Origin of the sequence: Phytohabitans maris (genome assembly GCF_031085175.1) — a bacterium.
Classification (GTDB): Bacteria; Actinomycetota; Actinomycetes; order Mycobacteriales; family Micromonosporaceae; genus Phytohabitans; species Phytohabitans maris.
Genome location: NZ_JAVHUY010000047.1, coordinates 66,069 through 80,781 on the forward strand (window position 1 = coordinate 66,069; position 14,713 = coordinate 80,781).

The 14,713-nt window shown below is 70.5% G+C and carries 14 protein-coding genes; 9 read left to right on the forward strand and 5 right to left on the reverse strand.

What is annotated here, in order from left to right:
• Positions 1–50 precede the first annotated feature (50 nt).
• Together RB614_RS35685 and RB614_RS35690 are read right to left on the reverse strand one after the other, a co-directional pair.
• Entirely contained in the window at positions 51–752 is a 702-nt protein-coding gene (locus tag RB614_RS35685) for an Asp23/Gls24 family envelope stress response protein (RefSeq protein WP_308717107.1), read from the reverse strand.
• 193 nt (positions 753–945) lie between these two features.
• Positions 946–1,602: an ABC transporter ATP-binding protein gene (locus RB614_RS35690; RefSeq protein WP_308717108.1), complete on the reverse strand. Its 657-nt coding sequence runs from the start codon at positions 1,600–1,602 to the stop codon at positions 946–948.
• Positions 1,603–1,635: 33 nt separating this feature from the next.
• Between RB614_RS35690 and RB614_RS35695 the strand changes: the two genes are divergently transcribed.
• Positions 1,636–2,022 carry a DnaJ family domain-containing protein gene (locus RB614_RS35695; protein ID WP_308717109.1) on the forward strand — a complete coding sequence of 129 codons (387 nt, stop codon included), beginning with the start codon at positions 1,636–1,638 and terminating at the stop codon, positions 2,020–2,022.
• A 621-nt stretch (positions 2,023–2,643) separates the two neighbouring features.
• Here the strand turns inward: RB614_RS35695 and panD are convergent.
• The 3 genes from panD to RB614_RS35710 form a co-directional block, all read right to left on the reverse strand.
• Positions 2,644–3,057: an aspartate 1-decarboxylase gene (gene panD, locus RB614_RS35700; protein WP_308717110.1), complete on the reverse strand. Its 414-nt coding sequence runs from the start codon at positions 3,055–3,057 to the stop codon at positions 2,644–2,646.
• Between the two features lie 151 nt (positions 3,058–3,208).
• The gene (gene meaB, locus RB614_RS35705) at positions 3,209–4,177 is read right to left on the reverse strand and encodes a methylmalonyl Co-A mutase-associated GTPase MeaB (RefSeq protein WP_308717111.1); all 969 of its coding nucleotides are present in this window, start codon (positions 4,175–4,177) and stop codon (positions 3,209–3,211) included.
• The gene (locus tag RB614_RS35710) at positions 4,174–5,355 is read right to left on the reverse strand and encodes an acetyl-CoA C-acetyltransferase (RefSeq protein ID WP_308717112.1); all 1,182 of its coding nucleotides are present in this window, start codon (positions 5,353–5,355) and stop codon (positions 4,174–4,176) included. Before RB614_RS35710 ends, meaB begins: the two co-directional genes overlap by 4 nt.
• Positions 5,356–5,405: 50 nt before the next feature.
• On the opposite strand from RB614_RS35710, the gene mce reads away from it, so the two are divergent.
• The 8 genes from mce (at position 5,406) to RB614_RS35750 (ending at position 14,712) form a co-directional block, all read left to right on the forward strand.
• Positions 5,406–5,900 carry a methylmalonyl-CoA epimerase gene (gene mce, locus RB614_RS35715; protein ID WP_308717113.1) on the forward strand — a complete coding sequence of 165 codons (495 nt, stop codon included), beginning with the start codon at positions 5,406–5,408 and terminating at the stop codon, positions 5,898–5,900.
• A 47-nt stretch (positions 5,901–5,947) separates the two neighbouring features.
• Positions 5,948–7,297: a crotonyl-CoA carboxylase/reductase gene (gene ccrA / locus RB614_RS35720; protein ID WP_308717114.1), complete on the forward strand. Its 1,350-nt coding sequence runs from the start codon at positions 5,948–5,950 to the stop codon at positions 7,295–7,297.
• Positions 7,298–7,397: 100 nt separating this feature from the next.
• Positions 7,398–8,651, forward strand: coding sequence for a DivIVA domain-containing protein (locus RB614_RS35725; protein ID WP_308717115.1), 1,254 nt, complete (start codon positions 7,398–7,400; stop codon positions 8,649–8,651).
• Between the two features lie 199 nt (positions 8,652–8,850).
• Positions 8,851–10,242, forward strand: coding sequence for a coiled-coil domain-containing protein (locus RB614_RS35730; protein WP_308717116.1), 1,392 nt, complete (start codon positions 8,851–8,853; stop codon positions 10,240–10,242).
• A gap of 75 nt (positions 10,243–10,317) precedes the next feature.
• On the forward strand, positions 10,318–11,484 hold the full coding sequence (locus RB614_RS35735) for an AI-2E family transporter (protein WP_308717117.1): 1,167 nt from the start codon (positions 10,318–10,320) through the stop codon (positions 11,482–11,484).
• Between the two features lie 176 nt (positions 11,485–11,660).
• Positions 11,661–12,830, forward strand: a complete 1,170-nt coding sequence (locus tag RB614_RS35740) for a nucleotide sugar dehydrogenase (protein WP_308717122.1) — start codon at positions 11,661–11,663, stop codon at positions 12,828–12,830.
• A gap of 52 nt (positions 12,831–12,882) precedes the next feature.
• Positions 12,883–13,674: a glycosyltransferase family 2 protein gene (locus tag RB614_RS35745; protein ID WP_308717118.1), complete on the forward strand. Its 792-nt coding sequence runs from the start codon at positions 12,883–12,885 to the stop codon at positions 13,672–13,674.
• A 12-nt stretch (positions 13,675–13,686) separates the two neighbouring features.
• Complete coding sequence (locus RB614_RS35750; RefSeq protein WP_308717119.1) at positions 13,687–14,712, forward strand: NAD-dependent epimerase/dehydratase family protein; 1,026 nt, start codon at positions 13,687–13,689, stop codon at positions 14,710–14,712.
• Position 14,713 lies beyond the last annotated feature (1 nt).

The window sequence follows — 14,713 nt, forward strand, 5'->3', positions numbered from 1 at the left end:
AGTCTAGAGGCTTCCCTGAACGATCGCTAAGGTACCGCGTGTCCCGTTGACTACGGCTGGTAGCCTACCGCTCGCGCTTCGTCGCCCCCGACCGGGCCGGCGTCGTCGATGTGTACATCGTCGACCCGGATGTTGACCTCGGTGACCTCGAGCCCGAGGAGGTTTTCCACCGAGCTGATCACCTTGGCCCGCACCTTTTCGGTCACGGAGTGCACCACGAAACCGTACTCGATCACGAGCGTGATGTTGATGACCGCGGTGCGCCCCTCCAGCCGCACCGACATGCCCCGGTCGGCGTCCTCGTCGGCGTCGCCGAGGCCGATCCGCTCCTTGACGTTGGCGAAGAAGCGGGCGACGTCGCCGCCCAGGTCGTACACGCCGGGCACCTCGCGGGTGGCGATGCCGGCGATCTTTTCGACCACCTCGTCGGCGATCGAGGTCATGCCCCGCTCGGCGGCCAGCTCGGCGTTGTTGCGCAGGCGGTCGACCACCTGCGAGGCGACCCGCCCGGAGGCCGCGGCGGCCCGCTCGACCGCGTCACCGGCCCGCTCGACCGCGTCGCTGACCTGCTCGCTGATCTGGGCGGCGGTGCCGTTGGCCGCCGCCGGCGCGGGCTCGGGCTCGGCGGCCGGCTCTGCCGCTGGGGTGACCTCCGCCGCGGCAGGCGAGGCAGCCGCGGGTGTCTCGACGATCGTCTCGTCGCCTGTGCTCTCCTGGCGCTGGGTGGGCACCTGAGCCGCTACATCGGTCATGACATCTCCCCCTGTGTCGCTGGCAGGCCACTGGGTCCGGAGCGTACCCGCCGCGAGCGAACGGAGGGAGTGCTGTGACGGCTGTTAACCAGAGAGCTTGCCCCCAACCTGTGCCCGGCGCGTCCCGGCCTGTGATCAAAGCTCCCTTGAAGTCGTTAGAACGACTTGAGGGGAGCTTTGATCACAGGGGTAGCTAGCCGCGCACGAGCTCGGCGCGGCCGTCGACCAGGTGCAGCTCGGCGTCGCAGGCGGCGGCCGCCTCGGGGTCGTGGGTGGCCAGGACCACCGCCACGCCCCGCCCGGCCTCGTCGTGCAGCAGGTCGATCACCCGCTGCCGGTTTGCCGCGTCCAGCTCGCTGGTCACCTCGTCGGCCAGCAGCACTCCACCGGCCAGCGCCAGCCCGCGGGCGATCGCGGCGCGCTGCTGCTGGCCGCCGGAGAGCTCCTCGACGAGCTGGTCGGTCTGCCCGGCCAGCCCCAGCCGCTCCAGCGCGGCCGCCGTCAGCCGCCGCGCCTCGGCCGGCGAGGCCCCGGCGGCGATGAGCGCGACCTGGAGGTTTTCCCCGGCGGTGAGGATCGCGGCGAGCCCGTTGTCCTGCGGCACGAGCACGATCCCCCGGGCCACCGCGTGGTCCCGGTCGCGCACCGCCTCACCGCCGACGGTCACGCTGCCCGCGGCGGACGGGAGCAGGCCGGCCATCGCGGACAGCAGGGTGGTCTTGCCCGCGCCGGAGGGACCGGTGACGGCCAGCACCCGGCCCGGCTCGGCCGTCACCGAGACGTCGCGCAGGACCGGCTCGCCCCGCCCGTACGCGACCGAGAGCCCATCGACCACCACCGTCGTCGTCACGGGGAGAGACTAACCAGTCGCTACCGTCGAGGGATGAGCTACTCGCACCGGTTCGAGTCCCTCATCGAGGCACGCATCCGGGAGGCCCGGGAAAACGGGGAGTTCGACGACCTGCCCGGCGCCGGCAAACCCATCCCCGGCAAGGGCGAGCCGTACGACGAGAACTGGTGGATCAAGCAGATGATGCGCCGCGAGGACCTGGGCGACGTCGCGCTGCCGGCCTCGCTGCGGCTGGCCCGCGACCTCGACCGGCTGCCCGAACAGGTCCGCCAGCTCCGGTCCGAGCAGCGCGTCCGGGAGACGGTGGCCGACCTCAACGCGCGGGTCGCCGCCTACCGGGACCGCCCCACCGAGCCCTACGTCAAGGTGCGGCCGCTCGACGCCGACGAGGTGGTCCGCGCCTGGCGCCGCCGCCCCTAGTCAGGCCGTTGGCGGTCTCGATCGGATCCAGACCCGAAAGAGATGGGCTACCGCGACGTCCGCGGTGGTCCAGACCGTTGCGCGGGCCCCCCGGGGAAACGTGGAGCGCAGCGGTGCGTTTTCTTGGGGTGCGTTCCCGCGGCCTCACCCTCCGCGGTCGCAAGGCCGAAACCCGCGGAACACCGGGCCCGCGGCCCGCGATCGATCAAGGACACCGGGCGGCCGTCGAGATCGTGGTACGCATGTGCCCTCAGGTGGGCGGATCCGTACCACGATCTGCTGGGACGGTCCCGCTCTCCAGCCGTGTACTTGAGGTCGAGGTCGGTGCGCCCCTTGATCCGCGTCGGGGGTCGGCTGGCGCGATCTCCGCCTTTGGCTGATCTCGCAGCGCCGATCATGGGACCGTCCCGGTCGTCCGGCGGGCGGTAAGCGCGACCCCGCCCCCGGGTGGGCTTGTCCCGCGGAGCCGACGGCGGAGGCCGGGGATCCCGGCGAGCGCCAACTCGCCGCCGGCCGCAGCGGTGCCCGCGGGAAAGCACCCAGGGGAAACCCCACGCATGCGGTCCACAGCTGGCACGGACCGGGGCAAATCGCTGTCTGAAGAAACGCCCGTAAAGCTCTCTAGCGGATCAGGTCGCCGCGCAGTGTGGCGGTGCCGGGCACGGGGGCGGCCGGGTCGCTGCCCAGGTCGACGATCGCGTTCTGCTCGTCGACGAAGACGACCCGCGGGGTGAGGTCGGCGAGCTCGGCCTCGGTGTACATGCCGTACGCGATGATGATCACCAGGTCGCCGGGCTTTACCAGGTGGGCGGCGGCGCCGTTGATGCCGACCACGCCGGAGTCGGCCGGCCCCTCGATGACGTACGTGGAGAGCCGGTTGCCGTTGGTCACGTCGACCACGTCGACCCGCTCGCCGGGCAGCAGGTCGGCGGCCTCCATCAGCGAGCGGCACAGCGTCAGCGAGCCGACGTAGTGCAGGTCGGCCTGCGTCACCGTGGCCCGATGAATCTTCGACTTCATCATCGTGCGCAACATCGGTCTCCTCGTAGGTCGGACGCAGGTCCACTATGTCCGCGCGGCGGCTCGCACGGGGTGTGATCTCCTCCACTCACCAGCGAGAAGGCGCCGGCAAAGCTCACCGGCGGAAGGCTCATCAGCACAAGCTCACCGGCGAAAGCGCCGGTCCTCAGGGCAACGAGGCGACGAGCGCGGCGGCGGCCGTGTAGGGGTCCGTCTCGCCGGACGCCACCCGCACGGCGGCATCGCGCAACGCCGTACCCGCGCGGATCGAGCCCAACCGCTCGCGGAGCGTGCCCAGCGCGATCGCCTCGACCTCGGCGGCGGCCCGGCTCTCCCGGCGGCGGCGCAGCTCGCCGTGCTCGACCAGCCAGGCGCGGTGCTTCTGCACCGCGGTGAGGATGTCGTCGATGCCCTGCCCCCGGGCCGCGACCGCGCGCACCACCTGTGGCCGCCACTGCCCGGGCGCCCGCTCACCGAGGCCGATCATGCCCTGGATGTCGTGGTAGGTGGCGTCGGCGCCGTCGCGGTCGGCCTTGTTGACCACGAACACGTCGGCGATCTCCAGGATGCCGGCCTTGACCGCCTGGATCGCGTCGCCCATGCCCGGGGCGAGCAGCACGATCGTGGTGTCGGCGAGCGAGGCCACCTCGACCTCGGCCTGCCCGACGCCGACGGTCTCGACCAGCACCACGTCGCAGCCCGCGCCCTCCAGCACGCGTACCGCCTGGGGGGTCGCCGCCGCCAGCCCGCCGAGGTGGCCGCGGCTGGACATCGAGCGGATGTAGACGCCCGGGTCGGTGGCGTGGTCCTGCATGCGCACCCGGTCGCCGAGGATCGCTCCGCCGGTGAACGGGCTGGACGGGTCGACCGCCAGCACCCCCACCCGGTGGCCCTCGGCGCGCAGCGCCCGCACCAGCTCGTTGGTGGTGGTGGACTTGCCCACGCCGGGCGAGCCGGTGAGGCCGATGACCTGTGCCTTGCCGGTGTACGGCGCGAGCGCGGCGGCCACCTCGGGGAGCAGGTCGTCGCCGGACTCGACCAGGGTGATCAGCCGGGCCACCGCGCGGGGGTCACCCTTGCGCGCGGCGGCCACCAGCGCGGGTACGTCACGGCTGCGTCTGTGCGATGCGCTCACGGGACCTTGATGATAAGGGCGTCGCCCTGACCACCGCCGCCGCAGAGGGCCGCGGCGCCGGTGCCACCTCCGCGCCGCTTGAGCTCCAGAGCCAGCGTGAGTACCAGGCGGGCGCCGGACATGCCGATCGGGTGGCCGAGCGCGATCGCGCCACCGTTGACGTTGACGATCTCGGGGCTGACCCCGAGCTGGCCGGTGGAGGCGACGCCCACCTGCGCGAACGCCTCGTTGATCTCGATGAGGTCGAGGTCGGCCACGCTCATGCCGGCCTTGCCGAGCGCCTGCTCGATCGCGTTGGCCGGCTGGAGGTGCAGCGAGTTGTCCGGGCCGGCCACGTTGCCGTGCGCGCCGATCTCGGCCAGCCAGGTCAGCCCCAGCTCCTGCGCCTTGGCCTTGCTCATCACCACCACCGCGGCCGCGCCGTCGGAGATCGGCGACGAGCTGCCCGCGGTGATCGTGCCGTCCTTGGTGAACGCGGGCCGCAGCTTGCCCAGCGTCTCGACCGTGGTGTCCGGGCGGATGCCCTCGTCCTCGGCGATCACGATCGGCTCGCCCTTTCGCTGCGGCACCTCGACCGGCGTGATCTCGTCGGCGAACGCGCCGTTCTTCTGCGCCGCCGCCGCCCGCTGGTGGCTGGCCGCCGCGAAGGCGTCCTGCTCCTCGCGGGTGATGCCGAACCGCGCGTTGTACCGCTCGGTGGACTCGCCCATCGCCATCTGGTCCCACGTGTCGGTGAGCCCGTCCAGCGCCATGTGGTCCTTGATCACCACGTCGCCGTACTTGTATCCCTGGCGCTGCCCGACGAGCAGGTGCGGCGCGTTGGTCATCGACTCCATGCCGCCGGCCACCACGATGTCGAACTCGCCGGCGCGGATCAGCTGGTCGGCGAGGGCGATCGCGTCGAGGCCGGAGAGGCAGACCTTGTTTACCGTCAGCGCGGGCACGGACATCGGGATGCCGGCCTTGACCGCGGCCTGGCGAGCGGGGATCTGGCCGGCGCCGGCCTGGAGCACCTGCCCCATGATCACGTACTGCACCTGCTCAGGGGCGACCCCGGCCCGCTCCAGCGCCGCCCGGATGGCGAAGCCGCCGAGTGCCGTGGCTGGAAAGTCCTTGAGGTTGCCGAGCAGGCGGCCCATCGGCGTACGCGCGCCACTCACGATCACGGAGCCGGTCATATTGGTCACCCTCCCGCACTACTTAACGGTAGTTCGGTCAGACTAACGCTATGAGTGAGCACGACCACGGTGAGCCCGCTGCCGACTATGTCACAGGTATCGGCCTGCTCCGGATCGACCACGTCGGGGTGGCGGTGTCCGACCTCGACGAGGCGATCGGCTTCTACGCACGGGTCTTCGGCATGCGCTGCGTGCACCGGGAGACCAACGCGGAGCAGGGCGTCGAGGAGGCCATGCTCGCGGTCGGCCCGGACCCGTCGGGTGGGCAGGTGCAGCTGCTGGCGCCGCTCTCCCCGTCGTCCACGATCGCGAAGTTCCTGGAGCGGAACGGGCCGGGCGTGCAGCAGGTGGCGTACACGGTAAAGGACGTCGAGGTGGCCAGCGCGCGGCTGCGCGAGCGGGGCATGCGCCTGCTGTACGACGAGCCGCGGCGGGGTACGGCCGGCTCGCGGATCAACTTCGTGCACCCGAAGGACGCCGGCGGGGTCCTGGTCGAGCTCGTGGAGCCGGCCGATGCGGTTCTTCACAAAACGGTTCCCACCTAAGCTACCGTTCAGTAACATCCTGGGCCTGATCCTCCAGGAGGTGCGCTGTGCGGAAGATCCTCGAGACGATCATGGCGGCGGAGGGAGCGGCCGACCCGGGCAAGGAGCTGGCCGGCGTCGCGACCCTCCCGGTGCCGGAGAGCTACCGGGGCGTGGTGGTCCGGGCCGACGAGACGTCCATGTTCGACGGTGTGCCCACCCGGGAGAAGGACCCCCGCCAGTCACTGCGCGTGCAGGAGGTGCCCACCCCCGAACTCGGACCGGGTGAGGCGCTCGTCGCGGTGATGGCCAGCGCGATCAACTACAACACGGTGTGGACGAGCATCTTCGAGCCACTGTCCACTTTCACGTTCCTGAAGCGGTACGGCCGCCTCTCCGCGCTCGCCAAGCGCCACGACCTGCCGTACCACGTGGTCGGTTCGGATGCCGCCGGCATCGTCCTTCGGGTCGGACCCGGCGTGACACGGTGGACGGCCGGCGACGAGGTGGTCGCACACTGCCTCTCCGTCGAGCTGGAGGACGCCGCCGGCCACGACGACACCATGCTCGACCCGCAGCAGCGGATCTGGGGCTTCGAGACCAACTTCGGCGGCCTCGCCGAGCTCGCGGTCGTGAAGGCCAACCAGCTCATGCCCAAGCCGCGCCACCTCACCTGGGAGGAGGCGGCCAGCCCGGGGCTGGTCAACTCCACCGCGTACCGGCAGCTGGTCTCGCACCACGGCGCGCGGATGAAGCAGGGCGACGTGGTGCTGATCTGGGGCGCGTCCGGCGGCCTCGGCGGGTACGCCACCCAGCTCGCGCTCAACGGCGGCGCGATACCCGTCTGCGTGGTCTCCTCCCCGGACAAGGCCGAGCTGTGCCGGCGGATGGGCGCCGAACTGGTGATCGACCGCAGCGATTTCACCTTCTGGAAGGACGAGCGGACGCAGGACACCGCGCAGTGGCGCCGCTTCGGCGAGCGGGTACGGGAGCTGACCGGCGGCGAGGACCCGGACATCGTCTTCGAGCACCCGGGGCGGGAGACGTTCGGCGTGAGCGTCTACGTCGCCAAGCGCGGCGGGACGATCGTGACCTGCGCATCGACGAGCGGTTTCCTGCACCAGTACGACAACCGCTACCTCTGGATGAATCTCAAGAGGATCGTCGGGAGCCACTTCGCCAACTACCGCGAGGCGTGGGAGGCCAACCGGCTCGTCGCCCTCGGCCGTATCCATCCGACCGTGTCCCGCACCTATCCCCTTGAGCGGACCGGCCAGGCGGCGTACGAGGTGCACCGCAACGCGCACCAAGGCAAGGTGGGCGTCCGGTGCCTCGCTCCGGCCGACGGTCTGGGCGTGCGCGACCCGGAACTGCGGGCCCGCCACGAGGCCGAGATCAACCGCTTCCGCGGGCGGTGATCACATCTCCATTCACCCGAAAAGATGACCTTATAAGTGGGGGCGACTTGGGGCCGTACGGCCTTGCGAAGCCCCCCGGTGGGTCTGCCAGTATGTCCCAATGCCCCAGCAGCAGCAGTCCTCCCTCGCGTTCTTCGAAAACGCGAACTCGCAACATGACTTCACCGTCGTCCTTCGGGGGTACGACCGTGGGCAGGTCGACGACTTCGTCGGCCGGCTCAGTGCCGCGCTGACCCAGTCCGAGCAGGCCCGCGGCGAGGCCGAGCAGCGCATGAACGACGCGCAGCGCCGGCTCCGCCAGGCCGAGCAGCGCCTCGGCTCGCTCGAGCAGAAGCTCACCGACACCAACAAGCAGCTCGAGGAAAACAGCCGGCCGACGCTCTCCGGGCTGGGCACGCGGGTCGAGCAGATCCTGCGGCTGGCCGAGGAGCAGGCCAACGACCACCGCGGTGAGGCCAAGCGCGAGTCGGAGGGCATCCTGTCCGCCGCGCGCCTGGAGGCCCGCGAGATCACCGACAAGGCGCGTGCCGAGGCCGCCGCGATGAAGGCGACCGCCGAGCGCGAGGCCGGCCAGGTGCGCACCGCCTCCGAGCGCGAGGCCGCCGAGGTGCGCGTGCAGGCCCGCCGCGAGGCCGACACCCTCCGCGCCGACGCCGACCGCGAGACCAAGCAGCTGCGTACGGTCACCGCGCACGAGGTGGCCGAGCTGAAGTCCACCGTGGAGCGTGAGGTCGCCACCCTGCGCGCCACCGCCGAGCGGGAGATCACCCAGCTCCGGGCAAAGGCGGCCCGCGAGGCCGAGGAAAAGCGCGCCGAGGCGACCAAGCTGCTGACCGACGCCCGCGACAAGCGCGACAAGGATCTCCAAGCCCTGGCGCTGGAGCTGGCCGAGCGCCGGGAAAAGGCCGAGCGCGAGGAGTCGGAGCGGCACGCCGCCCAGGTGGCCCAGACGCAAAAGCTGGTCGCCGAGGCCGAGGAGCGCGCCCGCGCCGCCGAAGACCGGGCCAAGGAGATCGAGCAGCGCGCCGAGGCCCGCCGGGTCGAGTCCGAGCGCAACGCGAGCGAGACGATCGACAAGGCCAAGGCCCTGGCGGAAAAGACGCTCAACGAGGCCCGCGCCGAGTCGCACCGCCTCGTGAGCGAGGCCCGCACCGAGGCCGAGCTCACCACCCAGGCCGCCCGGCGCGAGGTCGAAGACCTCACCCGCCAGAAGGACGCGGTCACCGCTCAGCTCGGCCAGATGCTCTCCGGCCTCGCGGGCATCGTGCCCACGGCGCCGCAGCAGGCGAAGGCCGAGGACGACAAGTCGAGCAAGGGCGACGGCGAGCGGGTCAACGCGGGCGCCGCCAGCTGAGGCCCGGCATCGCGGGGCAGATGCGACCGAACGCAGGCCGCGCCGGTTCACCGGGGCGGCCTGCTTTGGCGTCCTCGCTCCGGATGACAGTGGCGCTCATCCCTCCGCCGAATGGTGTGTATCCAGGCGCCGTTCAGCCGAGCGTGTGAGGATGGATGGCATGTCGCACGGCGGAGAGCTCTTTGGTCTAAGTGATGGTGTGTCGACGGAGCCGACCTTCGAGTCGGCCATGCGGGGCTACGACAAACGCCAGGTAGACCGCTACGTCGCCCGCGCCGAGGGGGAGATAGCCACCCTAACTACCGAGCGTGAGCAGGCGTACGCGCAGATCCAGAGCCTCGCCGCGCAGGTGGAGCAGCTGCGGGCCGAGGTGGTCAACGTCCGGCGCCAGGCGGCAAATATCGACAAGATCTCCTTCCGCCACCTCGGTCCGCGCGTAGAGCAGATCCTCGCGCTGGCCGAGGAGCAGGCCGACGCGATCCGCGGCAGCGCCACCCAGGAGCTCGCCGAGCAGCGGGCCGAGGCGGAGCGGGCGCTGGCCGAGGCCCGGGCGCGCGCGGCCGACGCGGTGCGCGACTTCGAGATCGCGCTGGCCGCCCGCCGCTCCGATGAGGAAAAAGCGGCCGCCGAGCGCCGTGCCGCGGCCGAGGCGGCGGTGGCCCAGGCGCAGGAGCAGGCCGAGGCGATCCTGGCGGGCGCCCGCGAGCAGGCCGGCAAGATACGCGCCGAGGGTGAGGCCGCACTCGTCCAGGCCCGGCAAAAGGCACACCGGCTGAGTGAAGAGGCGACCCACTTCGCGGAGCGGTCTCGGGCGGAGACCGAGTCGTTCGTCCAGTCCGCGCGCGCCCAGGCCCAGCAGGAGCTCGCGCAGTGGCGCGGGAGCGTGGAGCAGGAGATCAACCAGCGCCAGGCCGACTTCGACCGCGAGTTCGGCCAGCGGCGGGTGGCGGCCGAGCACGAGTTCGCGCAGTGGCGGGCGAACGCCGAGCAGCAGGCCGCCGCGCGGACCGCCGAGGCCGAGCGCTACGTGGCGGAGATCCGGCGCCAGGTCGAAGAGCAGGCCGCCGCGGTGCGGCGCGAGGCCGAGGAGCACGCCGCGGCCGTCCGGCGCCAGACCGAGGAGCAGGCCGCCACGGCACAGGGCCACCTCGCCGCGACGCAGTCACACCTGGCCTCGACGCAAAAGGAGACCGCCGCCGCCGGGCAGCTCCTGGCCGACGTACAGCACCAGGTGGCGCAGGCCCAGCAGGCCCTCGCCGACGTAAAGCAGCAGACCGTGGCCACCCGCCAGGAGGGCGACCAGTTCCGGCGCGCGCTCAACGAGGTGCAAAACCAGCTCGCCGCCGAGCGGCAGCGGCTCGCCGAGGCGCAGCGCACGGCTGAGCAGGCCGAGCGCAAGGTGGTCGAGGCCAAGACGACCGCGCAGAAGGCCAGCGACGCCGCCGCCGAGGTGTCCGAGGTGGCTGACGCCGGCTCCGCCGCCGAGGAGACCCAGGTGGTGAGCACCGGCGAGGCCGAGGGCGAGCCCGCCGCCAAAGACGAGGAGAAGCCCGCCGAGGAGCGGGCGGAGGCGCCGCAGAAGGTCGGCTGATTCCACTACCTGCGGGTCGCGGCGCCGGCGGGCGGCCGTTACCCTGCTGCGGGATCGCTATCCGCGGGAGGGCAAGTGGCAGCTGACGGATCCGGCGAGGAGCCCGTCGAGCGGCGGGCGGCCGGCGCCGAGCCGGAGCGCCCGGCGTCGCCCGCGGACGAGGCTTCGGCCGACGCTCCGGTACCCCCACCCAGCGGCAAGTTCGGCCCGCTCGGGCGGCCGCTGGGGCGCAACGCGTTCGTCACCGGGTTCGTCGGCGGGCTGGGCGTGCTGCTGGCGTACGCGGCGTACGTCGCCGTCCGCAACGCCGCCGGCGTACTCCTGCTGATCTTCATAGCGCTCTTCCTCGCCGTGGGGCTCAACCCGGCGGTGGTGCGGCTGCGCAAGTGGGGCGTCCCGCGCGGCCTCGCGGTCGCCGCCGTCGCGCTCGGCATCATCCTGCTGCTCTGCGGCGGCCTCTTCGCGCTCGTACCGCCGGTGGTCAACGAGTCCAGCGAGGTGATCGACAACCTGCCGGGCTACATCGACCAGCTCAACGACAACCCGACGATCCGCGACCTCAACGAGCGGTACGACATCATCCAGCGGGCGTCGTCGGCGGTCACGCCGGAAAACATCACCCGCGCGCTCGGCGGGGTGCTCGGCGGGGCGTCGCTGGTGTTCGGCACGGTCTTCCGGGTGCTGACCGTGCTGGTGCTGACGATCTACTTCATGGCCGCCTTCGACCGCATCAAGGAAGCCGCTTACCAGATCGTGCCGGCCTCCCGGCGGCACCGGGTGCGGCTGATCACCGACGAGATCCTGACCAAGGTCGGGGCGTACATGGTGGGTGCGCTCGCCATCGCGATCGTGGCCGGCACCAGCACCTTCGTCTTCTTGATGATCACCGGGGTGGCGTACCCGTTCGCGCTGGCCGTCGTCATCGCGGTCTGTGACCTGATCCCCCAGATCGGGGCCACGCTCGGCGCGGTGATCGTCAGCCTGGTCGGCTTTGCCAACTCGCTCACGGTCGGCATCGCCTGCCTGGTCTTCTTCATCATCTACCAGCAGGTGGAAAACTACCTGATCTACCCGAAGGTGATGCGCCGTTCGGTGAAGGTCAGCGACGTGGCCGCGATCGTGGCCGCCCTGCTCGGCGTCGCCCTCTTCGGCGTCATCGGCGCGCTGGTCGCCATCCCGGCGGTCGCCGCGATCCAGCTCATCCTGCGTGAGGTCGTGGTTCCCCGCCAGCAGGAGCGCTGAGTCCAGCCGGTCGGCCGGTACCCCTGTCACGTTCCAGACAGTGGAATCCGACGGGCAAGCGGGCCTCAATAGCATCTAGCAGTTCGCTGGACCCGTCTGGCGGTCTTCGGTTTTCGGCTTCGGCACGCTCAGCGGGAGGGGCGCCTGTGCGGGCACATCAGTTTTCTCGGGACGCGGTGATCGTCGGCGGTTGCGGGCGGGTGGGCCTGCCACTCGGCATCGCGCTCGCCTCGCGCGGGCTCTCCGTGACGCTGTACGACATCAACGCGGCCGCGGTGGCGACGGTCAACGGCGGCGTCATGCCGTTCGACGAGGAGGGGGCCGCGCCACTGCTCACCGAGGTCGTCGGGGCGGGCCGGCTGGTCGCCACGACCGATCCCGCCAGCGTCGGCACCGCCGAGCACGTCGTGGTCGTGGTGGGCACCCCGGTCGACGAGCACCTCAACCCCGACCTCGGCGCGGTGCCCCGGGCGCTGCAACGGTGCGCCGACCACCTGGTCGCCGGCCAGCTCGTGATCCTGCGCTCGACCGTCTACCCGGGTGTGACCGCGCTGACCGAAAAGCTGCTCGCCGGCCTCGGCAGCGGCGTCGACGTGGCCTTCTGCCCGGAGCGGATCGCCGAGGGCAAGGCGCTCACCGAGCTCTTCGACCTGCCGCAGATCGTCTCCGCCCGTACGCCCGAGGTGGTCGGGCGCGCCGAGAAGTTCTTCCGCAACCTGACCGACCAGATCGTGCCGCTGGAGCCGGAGGAGGCGGAGCTGGCGAAGCTGTTTACGAATACGTGGCGGTATATCAAGTTCGCGACGGCTAACCAGTTTTGGATGATGGCGAACGATTTCGGGTTGGATTTCGCGCGGATCCGGCATGCGATCACGTTTGATTATCCGCGGGCGGCGGATCTGCCGATGCCGGGGTTTGCGGCGGGGCCGTGTTTGTTCAAGGACACGATGCAGTTGGCGGCGTTCAACCGGAACAACTTCGTGTTGGGTCACTCGGCGATGTTGATCAATGAGGGTTTGCCGTTGTATCTGGTGTCCCGTCTGGAGGACAGTTTTGACCTGTCGTCGATGACGGTGGGGATTTTGGGGATGGCGTTCAAGGGTGGTAGTGACGACCCGCGGGAGTCGTTGGCGTACAAGTTGCGCAAGATCTTGTCGTTGAAGGCGCGGGAGACGCTCTGCACGGATCCGCATATCAGGGACGAGCGGTTCCTGCCGTTGGGCGAGGTGTTGTCGAGGGCGGATCTGTTGGTGATCGCGTGTCCGCATCAGGAGTACGCGGCGTTGGAGACGGCGACGCCGGTGGTGGACATGTGGGGACTGACCGGGCAGGGCGTGCGGATATGAAGCACCCCCAGAAGACGCTCCGCTTCGCTCCACGTTTCCCCGGGGGCCCCGCATGACCGTCACGCCCCGGATCTCCGTCGTCATCCCGGTCTACAACGAGGGCGAAGCGATCATCCGGTGCATGGAGCGCATCCTGCGCGAGGTCATGCTCCCCAGCGAGATCCTGCTCGTGCACGACATGCCCGAAGACACCACCGTGCCGTACGCACGGCAGATCGCCGAGTCGCACCCGCAGGTACGGCCGGTGCTCAACACGTACGGGCGCGGCCCGGCCAACGCGATCCGGTTCGGCATCGACGCGGCCCGCGCCCCGGTGACCGTGGTAACGATGGCGGACGGCTGCGACGACCCGCGCCAGATCGACGACCTCGCCCGCCTGGTCGAGCGGGGAGTCGTGGTGGCCGCGGCGTCCCGGTACATGCCGGGCGGGCAGCAGGTCGGCGGCCCGCGGCTCAAGCGGATGATGTCCCGCTGGGCGGGGCGCACGCTGTACGCGTTCACCCGCGTGGGCACCCGCGACGCCACCAACAGCTTCAAGGCGTACGACACCGGGTTCGTGCGCGCGGTGGGGATCGAGTCGCGCACCGGTTTCGAGATCGGGCTGGAGCTGACCGCCAAGGCCGGGCGCCTGCGCCTGCCGGTCGCCGAGATCCCGACCATCTGGCTCGACCGCCAGCTCGGCGAGTCCCATTTCGACCTGGGCCGGTTTCTGCCGTCGTACCTGCGCTGGTACCGGTTCGCGTACGGCCGGCGGCTCACGATGGAGCAGATCGCCAAGCGCCGCCCGGCGCAGCCGGAGCCCGAAGCCGTTTCCGCCTCGTCAGTCCCCGCGTCACTCAGCTAGGAGCACATTCTCGTGTCAAAGGTCTTGGTTACCGGTTCGGCCGGGTTCATCGGCGGTTATGTGGTCGAGGAGCTGCTCGGGCGTGGCCACGAGGTGGTCGGGTTGGACAACTACTCGAAGTACGGGCCGGTCACGCACAGCTACGATGATCATCCTGGGTATCGGTTTGTGGAGGGTGATGCCCGGGACACCGCTCTGGTCACCGAGCTGGCCGCGGATTGTGATCATTTCATCGCGGGGGCGGCGATGATCGGTGGGATCTCCTATTTCCACGCCTACGCCTACGACCTGCTCGCGACGAACGAGCGGATCATGGCGGCGTCGTGTGACGCGGCGATCGCGGCGCACCGCGACGGCCGGCTGCGGAAGGTGACCTATATGTCGTCGTCGATGGTGTTCGAGTCGACCGAGCGTTGGCCGTCCAGGGAGGGTGATGAGCGTCGGGTCCCGCCGCCGTTGTCGTCGTACGGGTTTCAGAAGTTGGCGGTGGAGTATTACGCGCGGGCGGCGTGGGAGCAGTACCGGTTGCCGTACACGATCGTGCGGCCGTTCAACTGTGTCGGGGTGGGTGAGGGCCGGGCGTTGGGTGAGGCCGAGGTGTTGTCCGGGAATGTGAAGCTGGCCATGTCGCATGTGGTGCCGGACCTGGTGCAGAAGATCGTGAAGGGTCAGGACCCGTTGCACATCCTGGGTGAGGGAAACCAGGTGCGGCATTACACCTACGGTGGTGACCTGGCGGCTGGGATCGTGACCGCGATGGAGCACCCGGCGGCGGTGAACGAGGATTTCAACCTGTCCACCGCGGAGTCGACCACGGTGCTGGAGCTGGCGCAGGTGATCTGGGGCAAGATCAAGGGCCCGGAGGTGCCGTTCCGGTACGTGTCGGATGATCCGTTCGAGTACGACGTGCAAAAGCGGGTCCCGGACGTGACCAAGGCCAAGCAGGTCCTCGGCTTCGAAGCCACGACCAGTCTGGACACCATGCTCGACGAGGTCGTCCCCTGGGTGACCCAAGCCGTACACGACGGCCGGTTGTGAC